General features: G+C 68.7%; 14 protein-coding genes and 1 tRNA gene. 10 read left to right on the top strand and 5 right to left on the bottom strand.

What is annotated here, in order from left to right:
• The first annotated feature begins 16 nt into the window (after positions 1–16).
• Both B5X82_RS19660 and B5X82_RS19655 read left to right on the top strand, forming a co-directional pair.
• Positions 17–784, top strand: a complete 768-nt coding sequence (locus B5X82_RS19660; protein ID WP_079649875.1) for an alpha/beta fold hydrolase — start codon at positions 17–19, stop codon at positions 782–784.
• The gene (locus B5X82_RS19655; RefSeq protein ID WP_079649874.1) at positions 781–1545 is read left to right on the top strand and encodes an alpha/beta fold hydrolase; all 765 of its coding nucleotides are present in this window, start codon (positions 781–783) and stop codon (positions 1543–1545) included. The genes B5X82_RS19660 and B5X82_RS19655 overlap by 4 nt, the downstream gene beginning before the upstream one ends.
• Here B5X82_RS19655 and B5X82_RS19650 read toward each other — a convergent pair.
• From B5X82_RS19650 to B5X82_RS19640, 3 genes are all read right to left on the bottom strand, one after another.
• On the bottom strand, positions 1467–3860 hold the full coding sequence (locus B5X82_RS19650; protein WP_176152629.1) for a PAS domain S-box protein: 2394 nt from the start codon (positions 3858–3860) through the stop codon (positions 1467–1469). The genes B5X82_RS19655 and B5X82_RS19650 overlap by 79 nt on opposite strands.
• Before the next feature lie 120 nt (positions 3861–3980).
• Entirely contained in the window at positions 3981–5219 is a 1239-nt protein-coding gene (locus B5X82_RS19645; protein ID WP_079649872.1) for an MFS transporter, read from the bottom strand.
• Positions 5220–5303: 84 nt separating this feature from the next.
• The gene (locus B5X82_RS19640) at positions 5304–7478 is read right to left on the bottom strand and encodes a TonB-dependent receptor (protein WP_235862729.1); all 2175 of its coding nucleotides are present in this window, start codon (positions 7476–7478) and stop codon (positions 5304–5306) included.
• 255 nt (positions 7479–7733) lie between these two features.
• On the opposite strand from B5X82_RS19640, the gene B5X82_RS19635 reads away from it, so the two are divergent.
• Entirely contained in the window at positions 7734–8303 is a 570-nt protein-coding gene (locus B5X82_RS19635; protein ID WP_079649870.1) for a DUF1993 domain-containing protein, read from the top strand.
• A 26-nt stretch (positions 8304–8329) separates the two neighbouring features.
• Here the strand turns inward: B5X82_RS19635 and B5X82_RS19630 are convergent.
• Positions 8330–8405: transfer RNA gene (locus B5X82_RS19630), tRNA-Ala, on the bottom strand.
• Between the two features lie 238 nt (positions 8406–8643).
• On the opposite strand from B5X82_RS19630, the gene B5X82_RS19625 reads away from it, so the two are divergent.
• From B5X82_RS19625 to B5X82_RS19605, 5 genes are all read left to right on the top strand, one after another.
• Positions 8644–9516, top strand: coding sequence for an SWFGD domain-containing protein (locus tag B5X82_RS19625; protein ID WP_079649869.1), 873 nt, complete (start codon positions 8644–8646; stop codon positions 9514–9516).
• A gap of 114 nt (positions 9517–9630) precedes the next feature.
• On the top strand, positions 9631–10782 hold the full coding sequence (locus B5X82_RS19620; protein WP_079649868.1) for a patatin-like phospholipase family protein: 1152 nt from the start codon (positions 9631–9633) through the stop codon (positions 10780–10782).
• 12 nt (positions 10783–10794) lie between these two features.
• Positions 10795–11580: a 3-hydroxybutyrate dehydrogenase gene (locus tag B5X82_RS19615; RefSeq protein WP_079649867.1), complete on the top strand. Its 786-nt coding sequence runs from the start codon at positions 10795–10797 to the stop codon at positions 11578–11580.
• A gap of 80 nt (positions 11581–11660) precedes the next feature.
• Positions 11661–12293 carry a DUF4893 domain-containing protein gene (locus B5X82_RS19610; RefSeq protein WP_079649866.1) on the top strand — a complete coding sequence of 211 codons (633 nt, stop codon included), beginning with the start codon at positions 11661–11663 and terminating at the stop codon, positions 12291–12293.
• A gap of 2 nt (positions 12294–12295) precedes the next feature.
• Positions 12296–13582: a M20 metallopeptidase family protein gene (locus B5X82_RS19605; RefSeq protein ID WP_079649865.1), complete on the top strand. Its 1287-nt coding sequence runs from the start codon at positions 12296–12298 to the stop codon at positions 13580–13582.
• A gap of 122 nt (positions 13583–13704) precedes the next feature.
• Here the strand turns inward: B5X82_RS19605 and B5X82_RS19600 are convergent, their stop codons facing one another.
• Positions 13705–14070, bottom strand: coding sequence for a response regulator (locus B5X82_RS19600; RefSeq protein WP_079649864.1), 366 nt, complete (start codon positions 14068–14070; stop codon positions 13705–13707).
• A 123-nt stretch (positions 14071–14193) separates the two neighbouring features.
• Here B5X82_RS19600 and B5X82_RS26450 point away from each other — a divergent pair, with 123 nt between their 5' ends.
• Together B5X82_RS26450 and B5X82_RS19595 are read left to right on the top strand one after the other, a co-directional pair.
• Positions 14194–14409: a hypothetical protein gene (locus tag B5X82_RS26450; RefSeq protein WP_125725322.1), complete on the top strand. Its 216-nt coding sequence runs from the start codon at positions 14194–14196 to the stop codon at positions 14407–14409.
• Between the two features lie 40 nt (positions 14410–14449).
• Complete coding sequence (locus B5X82_RS19595; protein ID WP_079649863.1) at positions 14450–15841, top strand: helix-turn-helix domain-containing protein; 1392 nt, start codon at positions 14450–14452, stop codon at positions 15839–15841.
• The last annotated feature ends 2 nt before the right edge of the window (positions 15842–15843 follow it).

The following is a 15843-nucleotide window of genomic DNA, read 5'->3' as shown; positions in this document are numbered from 1 at the left end:
GGGGCAGGAGGAGAGGATGGACGATATTTTCCTGCAAGGCCCCTTCGGCCGGGTCCATTGCCGCGCGACCGGCGAGGGGCGGCTGCTGTTCCTGATGCACAGCGCCGGGCGATCGGCCCATGAGTTCGACGCGCTGGCGCAGCGGTTGGCCGGCCGGTTCCGCGTCCTGTCCTGGGACATGCCTGGTCATGGCGATTCGGATCGCCCGCAGGGCCATGTGACCCTGCCGCAATTCGCCGATCTGGCGGTCGAGCTCGCCTGTTCGCTCGGCGAACGGCCGATATTGGGCGGCGGGTCGGTCGGCGCGGCGATCGCGCTCGCCGCCACCGGGAGCCCCCGCGCGGCCGAGCTCGGCGGGATCGTCCCGATCGAGCTGCCGCTGACGCGCGACGGGACGTGGTGGGCGCGCAACTGGGGCATGATCGAGACCATGTTCGGCTGCCCCGAGGAGCCCGAGGAGCGCGCCCGCGCGCGCTTCCGCACCTGGACGCCCGAGCTGGCGGCGCGGCTGGCGATCGACCGGCACAAGGCCGGCGGCCATGCGATGATGGACCTGCTCTGGGCCGGCCGCGACGATGCCGATCGCGTCCAGCCACGCATCCGCGCGCTTGCCGTGCCCGCGCTCTTCGTCAACGGCGATGGCGGGGTCGCGCCGGAGGCGGCGACCCTGCTGCCCTCGCTAAACCCCGCTGCCGTCCTGCGGCTGGTCGCCGACAGCGGCCACTTCCCCCATAGCGACGATCCCGAGGCCGTGGCTCGCGCGATCGAGGAGATGTTCGCATGACCGCCGCCGCCGATCGCTTCGTCCAGCTCGACGGGGAGCGTCTCCATTATCTCGAGGCCGGGGCCGGGGAGGGGGCACCGCTGGTGCTGCTTCACACCGGCGGCGCCTCGGCACATGAGTTCGAGGACGTCGTGCCGCTGCTCGCCGATCGCCACCGCGTGATCGCCTGGGACATGCCGGGCCACGGCGATTCCGATCCGCTGTGGCGACAGCGGAGCATCGAGCGATATGCCGACGACCTGCGCGCCTTCCTCGACGCGCTGGGCATCGAACGGGCGATCCTCGTCGGCGTCTCGATCGGCGGCTATATCGCGATGGATTTCGCGCGGCGCTGGCCCGAGCGGGTCGCGCGTGCGGTCCTCGCGGAGTCGCCGCTGCGGTCGCCGGCCTGGTATGCGGAGAACTGGCCCGCCTTCGAGGCGATGTGCGCCATCCCCACCACCAGCTTCGACGACGCCGCCCGACGCTTCCGTGCGCTGACCCCGGCGCAGCACCAGCGCTGGAACATCGACCGCAACAAGGCGGGGAGCTGGACCGTCGTCAGCATCGCCTGGTCGGTCCGGGACTTCGACGCCCAGGCCGCGCTCGCGGCGCTCCATGTCCCCCTCACCATCGTGATGGGCGCGGCCGGCCCGACCGTGCAGGAGCTAGACCGATGGAAGGCGATCCAGCCCGACGCCCGTTACGAAGAGCTCGGGGGATGCGGGCATTTCGTGATGATCGACGCCCCCGCCGCCTTCGCGGCCGCGATCGAGGCCTGACCGTCGATCGCGGCCGCGCAGGCCTCTTGCACCGTTTTCGCCGTGAACGGCTTGGGAAGGAAGGCGACGAAGCTCGCGGCCAGCTCGGGGTCGATCGGCGGCATCTGGCCGCTGGTCAGGATGAAGGGCAGGTCCGGACAGGCGAAGCGGACGCCGGCGACCAGCTCGGCGCCGGTCATGCCCGGCATATGATAATCGGTGATGACCAGGTCGAAACGGCCTGGCAGCATGGCGATCCGGTCGCGCGCCGCGAACGGGTCCTCGATCGCCTCGGCGCTGTGTCCGTCTGCCTCGAGCAGCTCTACGAGCGTCTTGGCGATCTCGGGGCGGTCGTCGACGACCAGGATATTCCTGGCCGCGCCGGTCCGCGGCGGTGGCGAGGTCGGCTCCGCCGCGACCGCCGGTTGCGCCTTCGGCAGCCATATGCGGAAGGTCGCGCCCTTCCCCGGTATCGTATCGACGGTGACGGCGCCCTCATGCTGCGCCGCGATGCTCTGGACGAGCGCGAGGCCCAGCCCGGTTCCTCTCGAACCCTTGGTGGAGAAGAAGGGTTCGAATATCCGTTCCAGCGTGGCGGCGTCCATGCCGGGACCGTTGTCCTCGACGCTGAGGATCATGGCGGGTCCTGCCGGCAGCGGCGGATGCGCGTGGGCGAAGGCCGCGTCGGCATGTCCCTCCTCGACGCGGACGATCAGCCGCGCCGGTCGGTCCGACGGGGTGTCGCCCATCGCCTGGATCGCGTTCCTGCACAGGTTGAGCGTCAGCCGCAGGAGCTGCGTCGCATCACCGGACACCGTCGCAGGCCGGTCCGGAAGCTGCCGCTCGACGACGACTCCTTCGGGCAGGGTGGAGCCCAGCAGCTCGATCGCCCGCGATACCGGCGTGCGCAGGTCGATCGGTTCCCGGACGGCGCGCCGCTGGCCGGTGAACTCCAATATCTGCTCGACCAGCGTCTTGGCCTGGTCGGCCGCGCTCAGGATGATCCGGGCCTTGCCTTCCGGATCGGCGACCCCGCCGGAAATCCGTTCGGCCGTGACCATGATCGGCACGAGCATGTTGCCCAGGTCATGCGCAATGCCGGCGGCGAAGCTGCCGACAGCCTCCACCCGCTCGGCCTGGCGCAGCCGGTGGATGTCGCGGCGCCGCTCGGTGATGTCCTCGAAGATCCAGGCCCGTCCGTAGCGACGCCCCTCCTTGTCGTGCACGGGCGCGGTATAGCTGTCCAATATCCGTCCATCGATCAGCTCGATCTCGAAGCGCTCGATCGCCTCGGGGCGTGAGGCGAGCGACGCCGCCATGCCGATCCAGGCGGCCGGGTCCTTGGCCTGGGTGGTCGCGAATTCGAACTGGGGTGCCACCCGCGGGTCGTCGGCGATCTCCGATGGTATCCGGAACAGCTCGTACAGCCGCTGGTTGTGGACCAGCTTCTGGCCGTCGGGATTGACCACCAATATACCGGTGCCCGCGCTTTCGACCACCGCCTCCAGCAGCGCCGATTTCTCCCGAAGCGCGTCTTCGGTCTGCTTGCGCCCGGTGATGTCCTGCATCATGCCGACCATGCGCGCGCCGCGCCCCGACGGATCGCGCAGCACCTGACCCCTGTCGAATATCTCGGCATAGCTGCCGTTCTTGCGGCGGAAGCGATATTCGTCGCTCCACGTCCTTCGCCCGCCATCGATCGCGGCGTGGATCTTCGCGATCACGCGGTCATGGTCGTCGGGGTGGATCCGGTTGGTCCAGGATTCGATGGTCGGCTCGATCTCCCTGGCGGCGTATCCGAACAGGAACTGGAAATTGTCGTTCCACCAGAGGCTGTCCGTGGCGAGGTCCCAATCCCACACCACGTCGCCGGTGGCGCGGGCGATCGCATGGAAGCGCGCCAGGCTCTCGCGCAATTCCGGGTCGGTCTCCCCGGCTTGTGCGCCGGCGGGCGTCTCGCGGCAAAAGGCCAGCACGACCATCCTGCCATGGTCGAGATAGGAGCGGGCCCGCACCTCGACGGGCACTTCGCCGCCGTCGAGCGGATGCAGGATGGCCTCGCCCGACGCCGATCCGGCCTCGCGCAGCAGACCGGCAAGCCATGCCGGTGGCCTGGTCCCGTCCTCGTGCCGCAGGAGCGCCTCGATCGGTCGGCCAGCGACCTCCTCGGCGCACGACGCGCGCAGCAGCGCGAGCCCGACGGGATTGGCGAAGCGCATCACGCCGTCCTCCGCGAGGAGGATCGCGTCCGGCGACATCTCGACCAGTTCGCGGTACCGCGCGGCGACCTCCCCGTCCCGCCTCGCGGAAGGGGCGTTCTTGCGTGCGGCGGTCATCGCGCTGTCGTCTCCGATGAGATCACGCCGTGGTCTGCGCGTCTTGATGCACCCGGTCATCGCCCCCTTCGACATGCATTCTATCCATCGTCATCGACCGGCGCCAATCGTTCAAGAGCTTCATGGGCATGCCGCCGCGGCGTGCGCGGGCGCCTTCAGCAGGAGCAGCAGCAGCACCGACAGCGCGCACAGGGCGATGAGCACGAGGATCGGCACGGTCGGATCGGAAAATCGTTCGAGCAGTAGCGCGAACAGGGGAGGACCGCCGGCGGCGCCGGCCAGGAAGCTGACATTCTGCCAGCTGTAGATGCGCGAGATCGCGCGCTGGCCGAAATAGCGGCTGACGAGTAGCGAGAGAAGGTCGGTTTCGGCCCCCATCGCGACGCCCATCAGCACGCTCATCGCAAAGGCCGCCGGGCCGATAGCGGCGATGCCGAGCAACAGGGCCAGGGCGACGCCGCCGCACAGGACGCCCGCCGCGCCGACGAGCGGCAGCGGATAGCGATCGAACAGCCAGCCGAACAGCACCCGCCCGCCGATCATCGAAGCCCCGGCGATCGACAGCAGCATCGCGATCTGCGGCAGGGTGCCGACGCCGCGCTGGAGCATCAGATAGACGAAATGGCCGCTCAGGGCGTAGTTGACGAGGCCGAACAGCGCGAAGACGATCAGGATGATCCAGAAGGCGCCGGTCCGCCGCGCCTCCGCCAGGGTCAGGCCCGCGGCGTCCCCGTCCGCCGGACGCGCGCGAACGCCGCCGTCGGGGCGGACGCCCAGCGCGGCGGGATCGTCGCGCACGAACAACAGCACCAGCGGCAGGACGATCAGGACGAGGCCCGCGGACAGCAGGTGGAAGGCGCTGCGCCACCCCGCGCTCTCGCTTACATATTGCACGAGGGGCGGAAGCACCGCGGCTCCGAGCCCCTGGCCCGCGACCGCGATACCGAGCGCGATGCCGCGCCGGCGATCGAACCAGGCCGAGAGCGCCCTGATATAGACGATCGGATTGGTGAAGGCACCGAGCAGCCCGAGCAGCGCGTAGAAGAGGAACAGCGAGGGCAGCGAGCCGACCGACGGAGCGACGGCGGCGAGCAGAGCCGCGAAGGCGGTCACGCCGAAGATGGCGGTGCGGCGCGATCCGAAGCGGTCCACGGCCACACCCGCCACCGGGACGGCGAGCGTGGTCGACAGCAGGAAGATCGACAGGCTGCCCGCCATCGCGCCCTGGCTCCAGCCGAACGACCGCATCCAATGGGCGGTGAAGATGCCGAAGGTGCTGACGACGATCGTCGTCCCGCACAGCATCAGCGCGACCATCACAGCGCCGACCAGCAGCCAGCCGGGGAAGATGCGGCGCATCCTCACCCGATCGTTCCGGCCACGGCGTTGCCGGCCGACGCAGCCGGACCTCTCCGCCGGTTTGGTCTGGCGATCGTCGTCACGTCAGAAGCGGGAGCTGAGCGTCATGCCATAGGCGCGCGGCTCGCCGTAGAGAATGGCGGGTGCGCGGAGCAGCACGGTCCGGGTGGCGAAACGGATGTAGCGCTTGCCGAACAGGTTCCTGCTCCAGAGCGAGACCCGCCACCCTTGGCCGGCGGAGCCGATGCCCAGCCGCGCGTCCGCGACTCCATAGCCCTTGATGAAATAGGCGGACCCGCCGACGGGGTTCGCCACCTTCGGGTCGAAATTCTCGGATGACTGAACGCCGTAGCCGACATGCGCGAAGAACAGCGGCCCGCCCTCGGCGAGCGGCATCGCATAGTTCGCGGCGAGATAGGCCTTGTGGGTGGGCGCATAGGGCGTCTGGACGCCGTCGGCGTCGAGCACCGTCGTGCCGACCGTGCCTGCGCCGCCCGGATAATGGTCATAGGCGCTCTTGTTGTAGGTGTAGCTGCCGGAAAGGGTGAGCCCTCTGAACGGCACCAGCGTCAGGTCGACTTCGACGCCCTTCGACGAAACCGTGCCGACGTTCGACAGGCTGGTCGCCTGCACGGTGCGGCCGGCCACCACCGTGTTGACGAAGGTGAACACCTGGAAGTCGTCGAACCGCTGGTGGAAGCCGGTGATGTTGAGCCGCGCGCGGCGATCGAGGAACTCGCTCTTCAGCCCGGCTTCATAGCTGGTCACCGTCTCGGGCCGGAACCGGATGCCGGCGGCGAAGGTCGACGCGCTCGTCCCCTCGACGTTCCACCCGCCGCTCTTCACCCCGCGCCCGATCGTGCCGAACAGCACGAGGTCGGGGCCGAGATGCAGGTTGATGCCCCCTCTGGGCGTCAGGAAGCTGTCGGAAAACCGGTCGCGATAGCCGGTGATCGGGATGGCGATGAAGCCCGTGGGATCGTTGGTCGTGATGTCATTGAGCCTTTTCCGCTCATAGGTCAGGCGCGCGCCGACGAAGAGCTCGACCATCGGGACCGGACGGAAGCTGGCCTGGAAGAAGCCGGCCACCGAATCGGTGCTGACCGAGCTACGGGTCAGGGAGGTCTTGCCGACCAGGCCGCCGAGACCGAGCGCCGCCAGCCCCGAGCCTGCGCTCAGCGACTGCCGATCCTTGTTGTTGCCCCAGAAATAATAGAGGCCCGCGACGAAATCATGGTTTCCGGTGCGCGGCGAGGCGATCCGCACCTCCTGGGAAAACTGGTCCGCATATTGGCTCAGGCCGGTCGTCAGATAGGGGATCGGTCCCGTCTCGTTGTTGAAGTACAGGAACTGGTGGCCCGACCGATAGGCCGTGATCGACATGATCTGGAAGCCGCCGGCGGTGTCCTTGCGCACCGTCAGCGAAGCCCCGCCCGTCCGCCGCGTCGCGCTGTCGTCCCAATAGGAGGCGAAGGCGAACGGATTGGTCCCGGCGGGCGGAACATAGCTGTAGTGGAGGGTCGAATTGTCGTCGGCGGCATAGTCGGCGGCCAGCGTCACGTCGAGGTCGTCGTCCGGCTGAAAGCGGAGCTGCGCGCGGACCATGTCGGCGTTCACGCCGCTGTTGTGCCTTCCCAGCAGGAGGTTGCGGTAATAGCCGGTGCTTTGCGTATGGCTGCCGGCCAGTTGCAGGCTGACGGTGCGTCCGAGCGGCGCGTTGCCGCGCCCGGCGATGCGCCAATGGCCGAAATTGCCGACGTCCGCGCTGACCTCGCCGTTCGCCTGCGCGGAGGGCTGGATCGTGGTTATGGAAATCACGCCGGCGTCGGTGTTCTTGCCGAACAAGGTGCCCTGCGGCCCGCGCAGCACGTCGATCTGGTCGATGCCTAGCAGCGTGAGCGGGTTCATCCAGGAACGGCTGTAATAGACGCCGTCGACATAGAGGCCGACGCGCGAATCATAGCCCGCGTTGCGCGAATAATCGATGATGCCGCGGATGCCGGTCCTGGCCTGCTCGCCGCCGTCGCCGAAGGAGAGCGAGGGCGCCACCGCATCGAGGTCCGTCAGCTGGTCGGCGCCCAGCATGGCAAGCGTCTCGCTGTCGAAGCTTTGGATCGAGATCGGCACCCGCTGGGCGTTTTCGTTGCGCTTCTGGGCCGAGACGACGATTTCGGAAAGGCCGTTCGAGGCCGCGCCCCCCGCGGCCTCGGCGCCGCCCGGAAGCAGCGCCGTCGCCATGGCGGCCAGGCCGGCCGCCATGGGCCGGCGCCGTGTCGCCGGGCGTGATCCGTGGCGGTTACCCTGAAGTCGCATTGCCCCCGCATTCCGGTCCGCACGGACCAATCCCCTGCCGGCGAATACCCATGCGATGCGTGGAATGTCACGCGCTGTCTCGCATGTGGCGCGTCGACGGCTTGTGCCTTGATGATCCGGACGGCTAGTTTCGGGGCGTGGCCACCGGAAGCGCGACCCTGGGCGCGCGCCGCGGGTCGAACGTGCCGAAGGAAAATGACGATGACGCTGCCCGATATGCTGGTTCCGACCTACCTGCAGATGCTCGGGGCGCTATCGGCGTGGCTCGCCAAGGCCGAAGAGCAGGGGCCGTCCGGCAAGGCCGAAGCGCTTCTCCTCGCGCGTCTCGCTCCGGACATGTTCCCGCTGTCCACCCAGGTCCGGTTCGCCTGCGTGCAGGCGCAGGAAGGCATCGCCCGGCTGCGCGGCGATGCGCTCCCGCCGTCGATAGCGGAGTTGCTCGACGAAGGGCGGAACGCGGCCGAGCACCCCGGTTCCATCGCGGACGCGCGCAGGCGGATTGCCGAGACGCTGGCGATCGTCGAGGCCGCCGCCGGCGGCATGCCCGACGTCGACCCGGCGACCCCGATCGCCCACGCCCTGCCGCAGGGCATGATCTTCGACCTGACGGCCGAGCAATACGTCCGCGATTGGGCGCTGCCGCAATTCTATTTCCACGTCATGGCGGCCTACGCGATCCTGCGCGCCCAGGGGATCGAGCTGGGCAAGGCCGACTATGTCGCCCATATGCTCGCCCATCTGCGGCCGGGTACGGCGCCATCAGCAGGATGAGGCTTCGGGATATCGAGGGAGCGGCGTGGTGGAGCTGAGGGGAATCGAACCCCTGACCTCTGCAGTGCGATTGCAGCGCTCTCCCATCTGAGCTACAGCCCCGCACGCCGGGCGCTCCCTCTAGCGGCACGTCGCCCACGATGCAACAGCCCAAAATCATGCGGCTGCCGAAAGTGTCGCGAAGCGTTTCGGCTGCGACGAACCGTCCGTCGCCAAACCCCGCCCATTGGCCCCGCGAAAGGGGAACGGCTCCCCTTGGCAGCGCGTTTCCGCAACCTTCCGCACCGGGTGCCGCCAACTGACGGATTCGGTCTTTCTTGTTCCTGAGCAGGAGGATGCCATGGGTTATGAACGCAGCACCGGTCGCTATTATCGCGACTATGGCGACCGGCGATACGGCCCGCGTGACCGCGACGATTATCGCGAGCGGGATTATCGCGATTATCGGGCGCGTTCGTGGGACTATGACCGGCCGCGCGACTATGACGACGATCGCGGCTTCTTCGACCGCGCCGGTGACGAGGTGCGGTCCTGGTTCGGTGACGAGGAGGCCGAGCGCCGCCGCCGCTGGGACGAACGAGTCCGCCAGCGCGAATATGACCGCCGCTATGGCGAAGGTGATGGCGGCGGCTATGAAGGCGGCCGCTATACCGGCGCCCGCGTGGGCGGCGCCGGCGGCTCCTATGGCGGCGCGGGCTTCTACGATTCGCCGGAAGCGGACTATGGCGTCGGCCGCGGCGCCGGGGCGACCAGCACCTGGGGCCTTGGCGCCGGGCGCGCACATGACGGCTGGGGCCTCGATCCCAATTATCGCGCCTGGCGTCGCCGTCAGCTTGCCGAGCTCGATCGCGACTATGAGGATTATCGCCGCGAGAACGAGGCCCGTTTCCACAACGACTTCGGCAGCTGGCGCAGCAACCGCCAGTCGCAGCGCGAATCCCTCCGCCACGTCCAGGAGCATCAGGAGGTGGTCGGTTCGGACGGAACCCATATCGGCACCGTCGATCATGTCCGCGGCGATCGCATCCTGCTGACCAAGGGCGATCGCGACGCCGGCGGGCACCATCATTCGGTACCCTGCGCATGGATCGCCGAGGTCAGCGACAAGGTGACGCTCAACCGCACCGCCGCCCAGGCCCAGGCGGCGTGGAAGGACGAGGAGCGCAGCGAGGGCCCGCATTATCTCGACCGGGCCTTCGCCGGCACCTACTGATCCGTCTCCTCGCTGGAGGAAGGGCCGGTCTCCTTCGTGGGAGACCGGCCCTTTTTCTTGCGTCGGCGGAGTCGCGCTCTTGATGCGGTGCAGCATGGCGCCCAATATGGGCGCATGGCAGACGCCGAACCCAGCAAGCGCGCGGCCGCCCGGCGACGCCCGGGGGGTCTGCCGTTGCCGGATCAGGTCGCCCTGGTGCTGCAGGGCGGCGGCGCGCTCGGCGCCTATCAGCTCGGCGTGTTCGAGGCGCTCGACGCGGCGCGGATCGAGATCGACTGGGTGGCGGGTATATCGATCGGCGCGATCAACGCGGCGATCATCGCGGGCAACCCCTGCGAGCGGCGTCTCGAACGGCTCCACGCCTTCTGGGACAAGGTCACCGAGGCGCTTCCCGCGCTCGCCCTGTTCGACGGCGATTACGGCCGCGAGGCGCTGCACCAGGGTGCGGCGGCGCTGGTCGCGACCTTCGGGGTGCCGGGCTTCTTCCGGCCCCGCCTGCTCCCGCCGTTCGTCGCGCCGCCGGGCAGCGCCTCGGCGCTCAGCTTCTACGACAGCGCCCCGCTCGCCGAGACGCTGGACGAGCTGATCGACTGGGATCTGCTCAACGACGGGCCGATGCGGCTGTCGGTCGGCGCGGTCGAGCTGGAGAGCGGCAATTTCCGCTTCTTCGACAACCGCACCGACCGGATCGACGCGCGCCACGTCATGGCGTCGGGCGCGCTGCCGCCCGGCCTGCCGCCGATCGAGATCGACGGCAGGCTGTGGTGGGACGGCGGCCTCGTTTCGAACACCCCGCTCAGCCATGTCGTCGAGCATCAGGACGGCGACCTGCTGGTGTTCCAGGTCGATCTCTTCCCCTCGTCGGCGGAACGGCCGCGGACGATGCTCGACGTCCTCGCGCGGGAAAAGGAGATCCGCTATTCGAGCCGCACCCGCCAGATCTCCGACCAGCTCGTCCGCATGCGCCGCGACCAGGAACAGGTCGCGCGGCTGCTCGACAAGCTGCCGCCGGGCATGGCCGACGATCCCGACGTCCAGGCGCTGCGCGCCCGCACGCGCGCATCCAGCCTCAGCCTCGTCCAGCTCATCTACCGCGCCAACGCGTGGGAAGGCGGGTCGCGCGACTACGAATTCTCGCAGCGGTCGATGCGCGACCACATCGCCGCCGGCCGCGCCGCGATCGCCGAGACGATGACCCGGTCCGAGCTGATCGCCCGCAACATCTATGACGGCCGCACCGCCGCCTTCGACCTGACCCACCGCTAGGAGATTTCCCCCATGTTCCTGAAGGGCAAGACCGCGCTGATCACCGGCTCCACCTCCGGCATCGGCCTCGCCTATGCCAAGGCGCTCGCCGCCGAGGGCGCCAATGTCGTGATCAACGGCTTCGGCGATGCCGACGCGATCGAGGCCGAGCGCAAGGCGCTGGAGGCGGCGAGCGGCGCGCGCGCTCTCTACAGCGGCCACGACCTGACGAAGGTCGACGCGATCGAGGCGATGATGGCCGAGGCCGCCGCCGCGTTCGGCGCGGTCGACATCCTGATCAACAATGCCGGCGTCCAGCATGTCGCCCCGGTCGAGGAATTCCCGGTCGACAAGTGGAACCTGATCATCGCGCTCAACCTCACCAGCGCCTTCCACACCACCCGGCTGGCGCTGCCGGGCATGAAGGCGAAGCGCTGGGGCCGGATCATCCAGACCGCCTCGGCCCACTCGCTCGTCGCCTCGCCGTTCAAGTCGGCCTATGTGACCGCCAAGCACGGCCTTGCCGGCTTCACCAAGACGGTCGCGCTCGAAGCGGCGACCTTCGGCGTCACCGCCAATTGCATCAGCCCCGGCTATGTCTGGACCCCGCTGGTCGAGAACCAGATCCCCGACACGATGAAGGCGCGGGGCATGACCCGCGAGCAGGTGATGAACGACGTGCTGCTCGCCGGCCAGCCGACCAAGCAGTTCGTCACGGTCGAGCAGGTCGCGGCGATGGCGCTCTATCTCTGCCGCGACGAGGCCTCCGCGATCACTGGCGCCAACCTGTCGGTCGACGGCGGCTGGACCGCGCAATAAGCGATTGAGATCGCGCGCTTGCCAAGCGCGGACGGGCCGGGCAGGCTGGCGCTTTCGAAGGGCGAGAGGAGACGATCGCTTTGCCGCATGTCCGAATCGGCCTCGCCGGTGCCCTGCTGCTGACGGTGGCGGCCTGCGGATCGAAGTCGATCGATCGCGAGGCGCCCAGGCCGCGCCCGAGCGACTGGCGGCAGATCGTCACCGCGCCCGATCGCGACCGGCTGGCGCGCTGGCGTGCCGCCTGGATCGCCGGGCTCGACAAGGCGACGGCGGCGGGCAACGCCGCGCAGGTCGCGGCGCAGGGGGCGCTGCTCAAGCCCGACGCGGCGCTCGACGGACCGCTGCCGCCGCAGGGCGACTATAGTTGCCGGGTGATCAAGATGGGCGCCCAGACCAAGGGCCTGATGGACTATGTCGCCTATCCCTATTTCAACTGCCGGATATCGATGCTCGACGGGCGGCTGCACCTCGCCAAGCTCAACGGGTCGCAGCGCCCGGTCGGGGACATCTTCCCCGACGAGGGGCGGCGGATGATCTTCCTCGGCGCGATGATGCTCGGCGACGAGACGCGGCCGCTGCCCTATGGCCGCGACGGCGAGCGCGACATGGTCGGCATCGTCGAGCGCGTCGCGTCGCAGCGCTGGCGGATCGCCTTTCCCTATCCGCGCTGGGAATCCACGATCGACATCTTCGAACTGATACCGAAGGGGTAAGAATGAAAAAGCTGACGTCCCTCCTGGCCCTTTCCGCGGCCTGCATCGCCACGCCGTCGCAGGCCGACCCGCTCGAACAGGCGGTCAAGGCCGACCTGCCCAGCCTCACCGCCATCTATCGCGACCTCCACGCCAATCCGGAGCTCAGCTTCAAGGAAGGGCGGAGCGCCGGGATCATGGCGGCCGAAGCGAAGAAGGCGGGGTTCGAGGTGACGACCGGGGTCGGCGGCACCGGCGTCGTCGCGGTGCTCCGGAACGGGCCTGGCCCGGTGCTGCTGCTGCGCGCCGACATGGACGCGCTGCCCGTCACCGAGCAGACGGGGCTGCCCTATGCCAGCAAGACGCCGGGCGTGATGCACGCCTGCGGCCACGACACGCACATGGCGAGCTGGATCGGCACCGCGCGGCGCATGGCGGCGATGAAGGCCGACTGGTCGGGCACGCTGGTGATGATCGGCCAGCCCGCCGAGGAGATCGGATCAGGCGCGCGGGCGATGCTGAAGGATGGTCTCTACACCCGCTTCCCCAAGCCCTCGACGGTGATCGCCTTCCACGATTCGGCGGCGCTTCCCGCCGGGACGATCGGCATCGTCGACGGCTATGCGATGGCCAATGTCGATTCGGTCGACATCGTCGTAAAGGGGGAGGGCGGCCACGGCGCCTACCCGCACCTCGCCAAGGACCCGATCGTCATCGCCTCGCGGATCGTCTCGACGTTGCAGACGCTGATCTCGCGGGAGATCGATCCGCTCGAATCGGGGGTGGTCACGGTCGGCAGCTTCCAGGCCGGGACCAAGCACAACATCATCCCGCCCGAGGCGCACCTCCAGATCACCGTGCGCTCCTACAAGCCGGAGGTGCGCCAGCACCTGCTCGACGGCATCGCGCGGATCGCGAAGGGGGAGGCGATCGCGGGCGGCATGCCCGACGACAAGCTGCCGGTGGTCACCCTCGCCGACCAGCGCACTCCCGCGACCTTCAACACCCATGAGATCACCGCGCGGATGACCGATGTCTTCACCGCGCGCTTCGGCAAGGATCGGGTCGTGCCTGCGCGCGCGCAGATGGGCGGCGAGGATTTCAGCGAATATTATCTGGCCGACACCTCGATCCAGGCGCTGCTGCTCTGGGTCGGCGGCGTCCGCAAGGACAAGTGGGATGCCGCGGGAGGCGACATCACCAAGCTGCCGTCGATCCACAGCCCCTTCTGGGCCCCGGACGCCGACGCGGTCATCTCGACCGCGGTCGAGGCGATGACCACCGCGGCGCTGACCGTGCTGAAGAAATAGGTTCGATCCCACTTCTCCGTCATTCCGGCGAAAGCCGGGATCTCCCTGCCTTTCGGCGCTGCGGCGGGAGAAACCAGGAGAAGGGAGATCCTGGCTTTCGCCAGGATGATGGTTTCCGGATCTCAGTCCGACAGCGTCTGCGCGATCACCGTCGCGAGCTGTTCGATCCGATAGGGCTTGGAGATCACCGGCGCGTCGGCGAAGCCGCTGTCGGGGGGCAGCCCGTCATAGCCCGTCGCGAAGACAAAGCGCTTGCCGGCGTCGCGCAGGTGCTGCGCGACCGGCAGGCTGTTCTCGTCCTTCAGGTTGAGGTCGAGCAGCGCGATGTCGAAATCGGTGTCGGCCGCGCGGGCCAGCGCCTCGGCGACGGAGACGGCGATCGCGGCCGTCTTGCAGCCGCATTCGTCGAGCATGTCTTCGGCGGTCATCGCGATGATCGTATCGTCTTCGACGATCAGGACCCTCGTCCCCACGGGGGGCTGGCTCACAATCACATATCCTCGTCAACGCCCCAGGATGGCCTTGATGGCGGATATTTGCGTAAGACGCAATTGTCGTTCGCCGATGCCGTGACTTTACGGATACAATTACGGGTATAATGGGCGTCGCCGATGATGGATGACGCCCGCCGGACGCTGGGTCCGGCGGGCGTTTCTCTTCCTCCCCAGGAAAAGAGCGGGGTGCCGCGCTTACAAGCTGGAGGCCTTGCAAGGCGCGGCGCTGTTCGAATCTCCTCCATTCTCCTGCCCGATCGATCGGCCGGCTGCCATCGCGGCGATGACGATTTTGATGTCCGGATGTCGCCCGAACTGCTAGTTTATATGTAATCTTGTAAGAACCTTACTTCTTCCCGGAGGGACGATCGGCATGGCCAAGCAGGGCATATTGGCAGGGCCGCGGATCAAGCGGCTGCGGCGCGACCATGGCCACACCCAGCAGGCGATGGCCGAGATGCTTGGTATCTCCGACAGCTATCTCGCGCTGATCGAGGGCAATCGCCGGCCGTTGACCGCCGGACTGATTCTCAAGCTGGCCGAGCTGTTCGACTTCGATATCCGCAGCCTCAGCCAGGAGGAGCCCGGCGGCGGATCGGCGGCGATGCGGCGGCGATTGTCCGATCCGCTGTTCGCCGACCTGTCGATCGACCGCGCCGAGCTCGAGGCGTGGATCGACAACGCGCCCGGCGGGATCGAGGCCTTCGCCCGGCTGTTCGACCGCTGGCGCGAGGGCGGCGGCGCCGGCATGGCGGGCGAGGGGCCCAATCCGGTGATGGCGGCGCGGCGCGAGATCGAGCGGTGGCGCAACCATTTCGCCGATCTCGACGCCCAGGCCGAGGAGCTGGCCGACGAGCTGCGGATCGGTGCGGGCGACCTCTACGGCGCGATCGCCGAACGGCTGCGGGTCAAGCACCAGCTCACCATCCGCATCCTGCCGTTCGACGTGATGCCCGACCGGTTGCGCAGGCTCGATCTCCACGCCCGCCAGCTCCAGCTCTCCGAGCTGCTCGATCCCGCCGCGCGCACTTTCCAGGCGGCGTTCCAGCTCGCCCAGATCGAGGCGCGGGCGGGGATCGACGCGCTGGTCGCCGGAGCGGCGTTCGGCGATCGCCCGGCCGAGCGGCTCTACCGCCGCCACGTCACCTCCTATTTCGCCGCCGCGCTGATGATGCCTTATGGCCGCTTCCTGCGCGCCTGCGAGACGACCGGCTACGACATCCAGCTCCTCCAGCGCCGCTTCGGCGCGGGGTTCGAGCAGGTCGCCCATCGTCTGACCACCTTGCAACGGGTCGGCGCGCGGGGGCTGCCCTTCTTCATGCTGCGGATCGACCGTGCCGGGCAATTGTCGAAAGGCTATGCCGGCGCCAGCGGTTCGGCGCTGATCGACGCGGTGCACCGTTGCCCGCTCTGGGCGATCCACCACGCCTTCGACCAGCCCGGCCGGCTGATCCGTCAGCTCGCCGAACTCGAGGACGGATCGCGCTGGTTCACCGTCGCGCGCAGCGTCCGCCACCATGGTGGCGCCGCGGGCGTGCCGGCGGCCGAGCATGTTGTCGCGCTCGGCCTCGCCGCCGAACATGCCGCGGCGCTGGCGATCGCGCGTGGGATCGACCTCGGCGGCCCGGCCGATCCGATCGGCCTCGGCTGCACCCATTGCCAGCGCGCCGACTGCGTCCAGCGCGCCGCGCCACCGCTCGGCCGCGCGCTCACCATCAACGAGCGCGAACGGGGCCTCGCCCCCTTCTCCTTCGTGGGGGATTGAGG

The organism is Rhizorhabdus histidinilytica, from assembly GCF_900167915.1.
Classification (GTDB): domain Bacteria; phylum Pseudomonadota; class Alphaproteobacteria; order Sphingomonadales; family Sphingomonadaceae; genus Rhizorhabdus; species Rhizorhabdus histidinilytica.
This window is presented reverse-complemented; position numbering and strand designations above follow the sequence as displayed.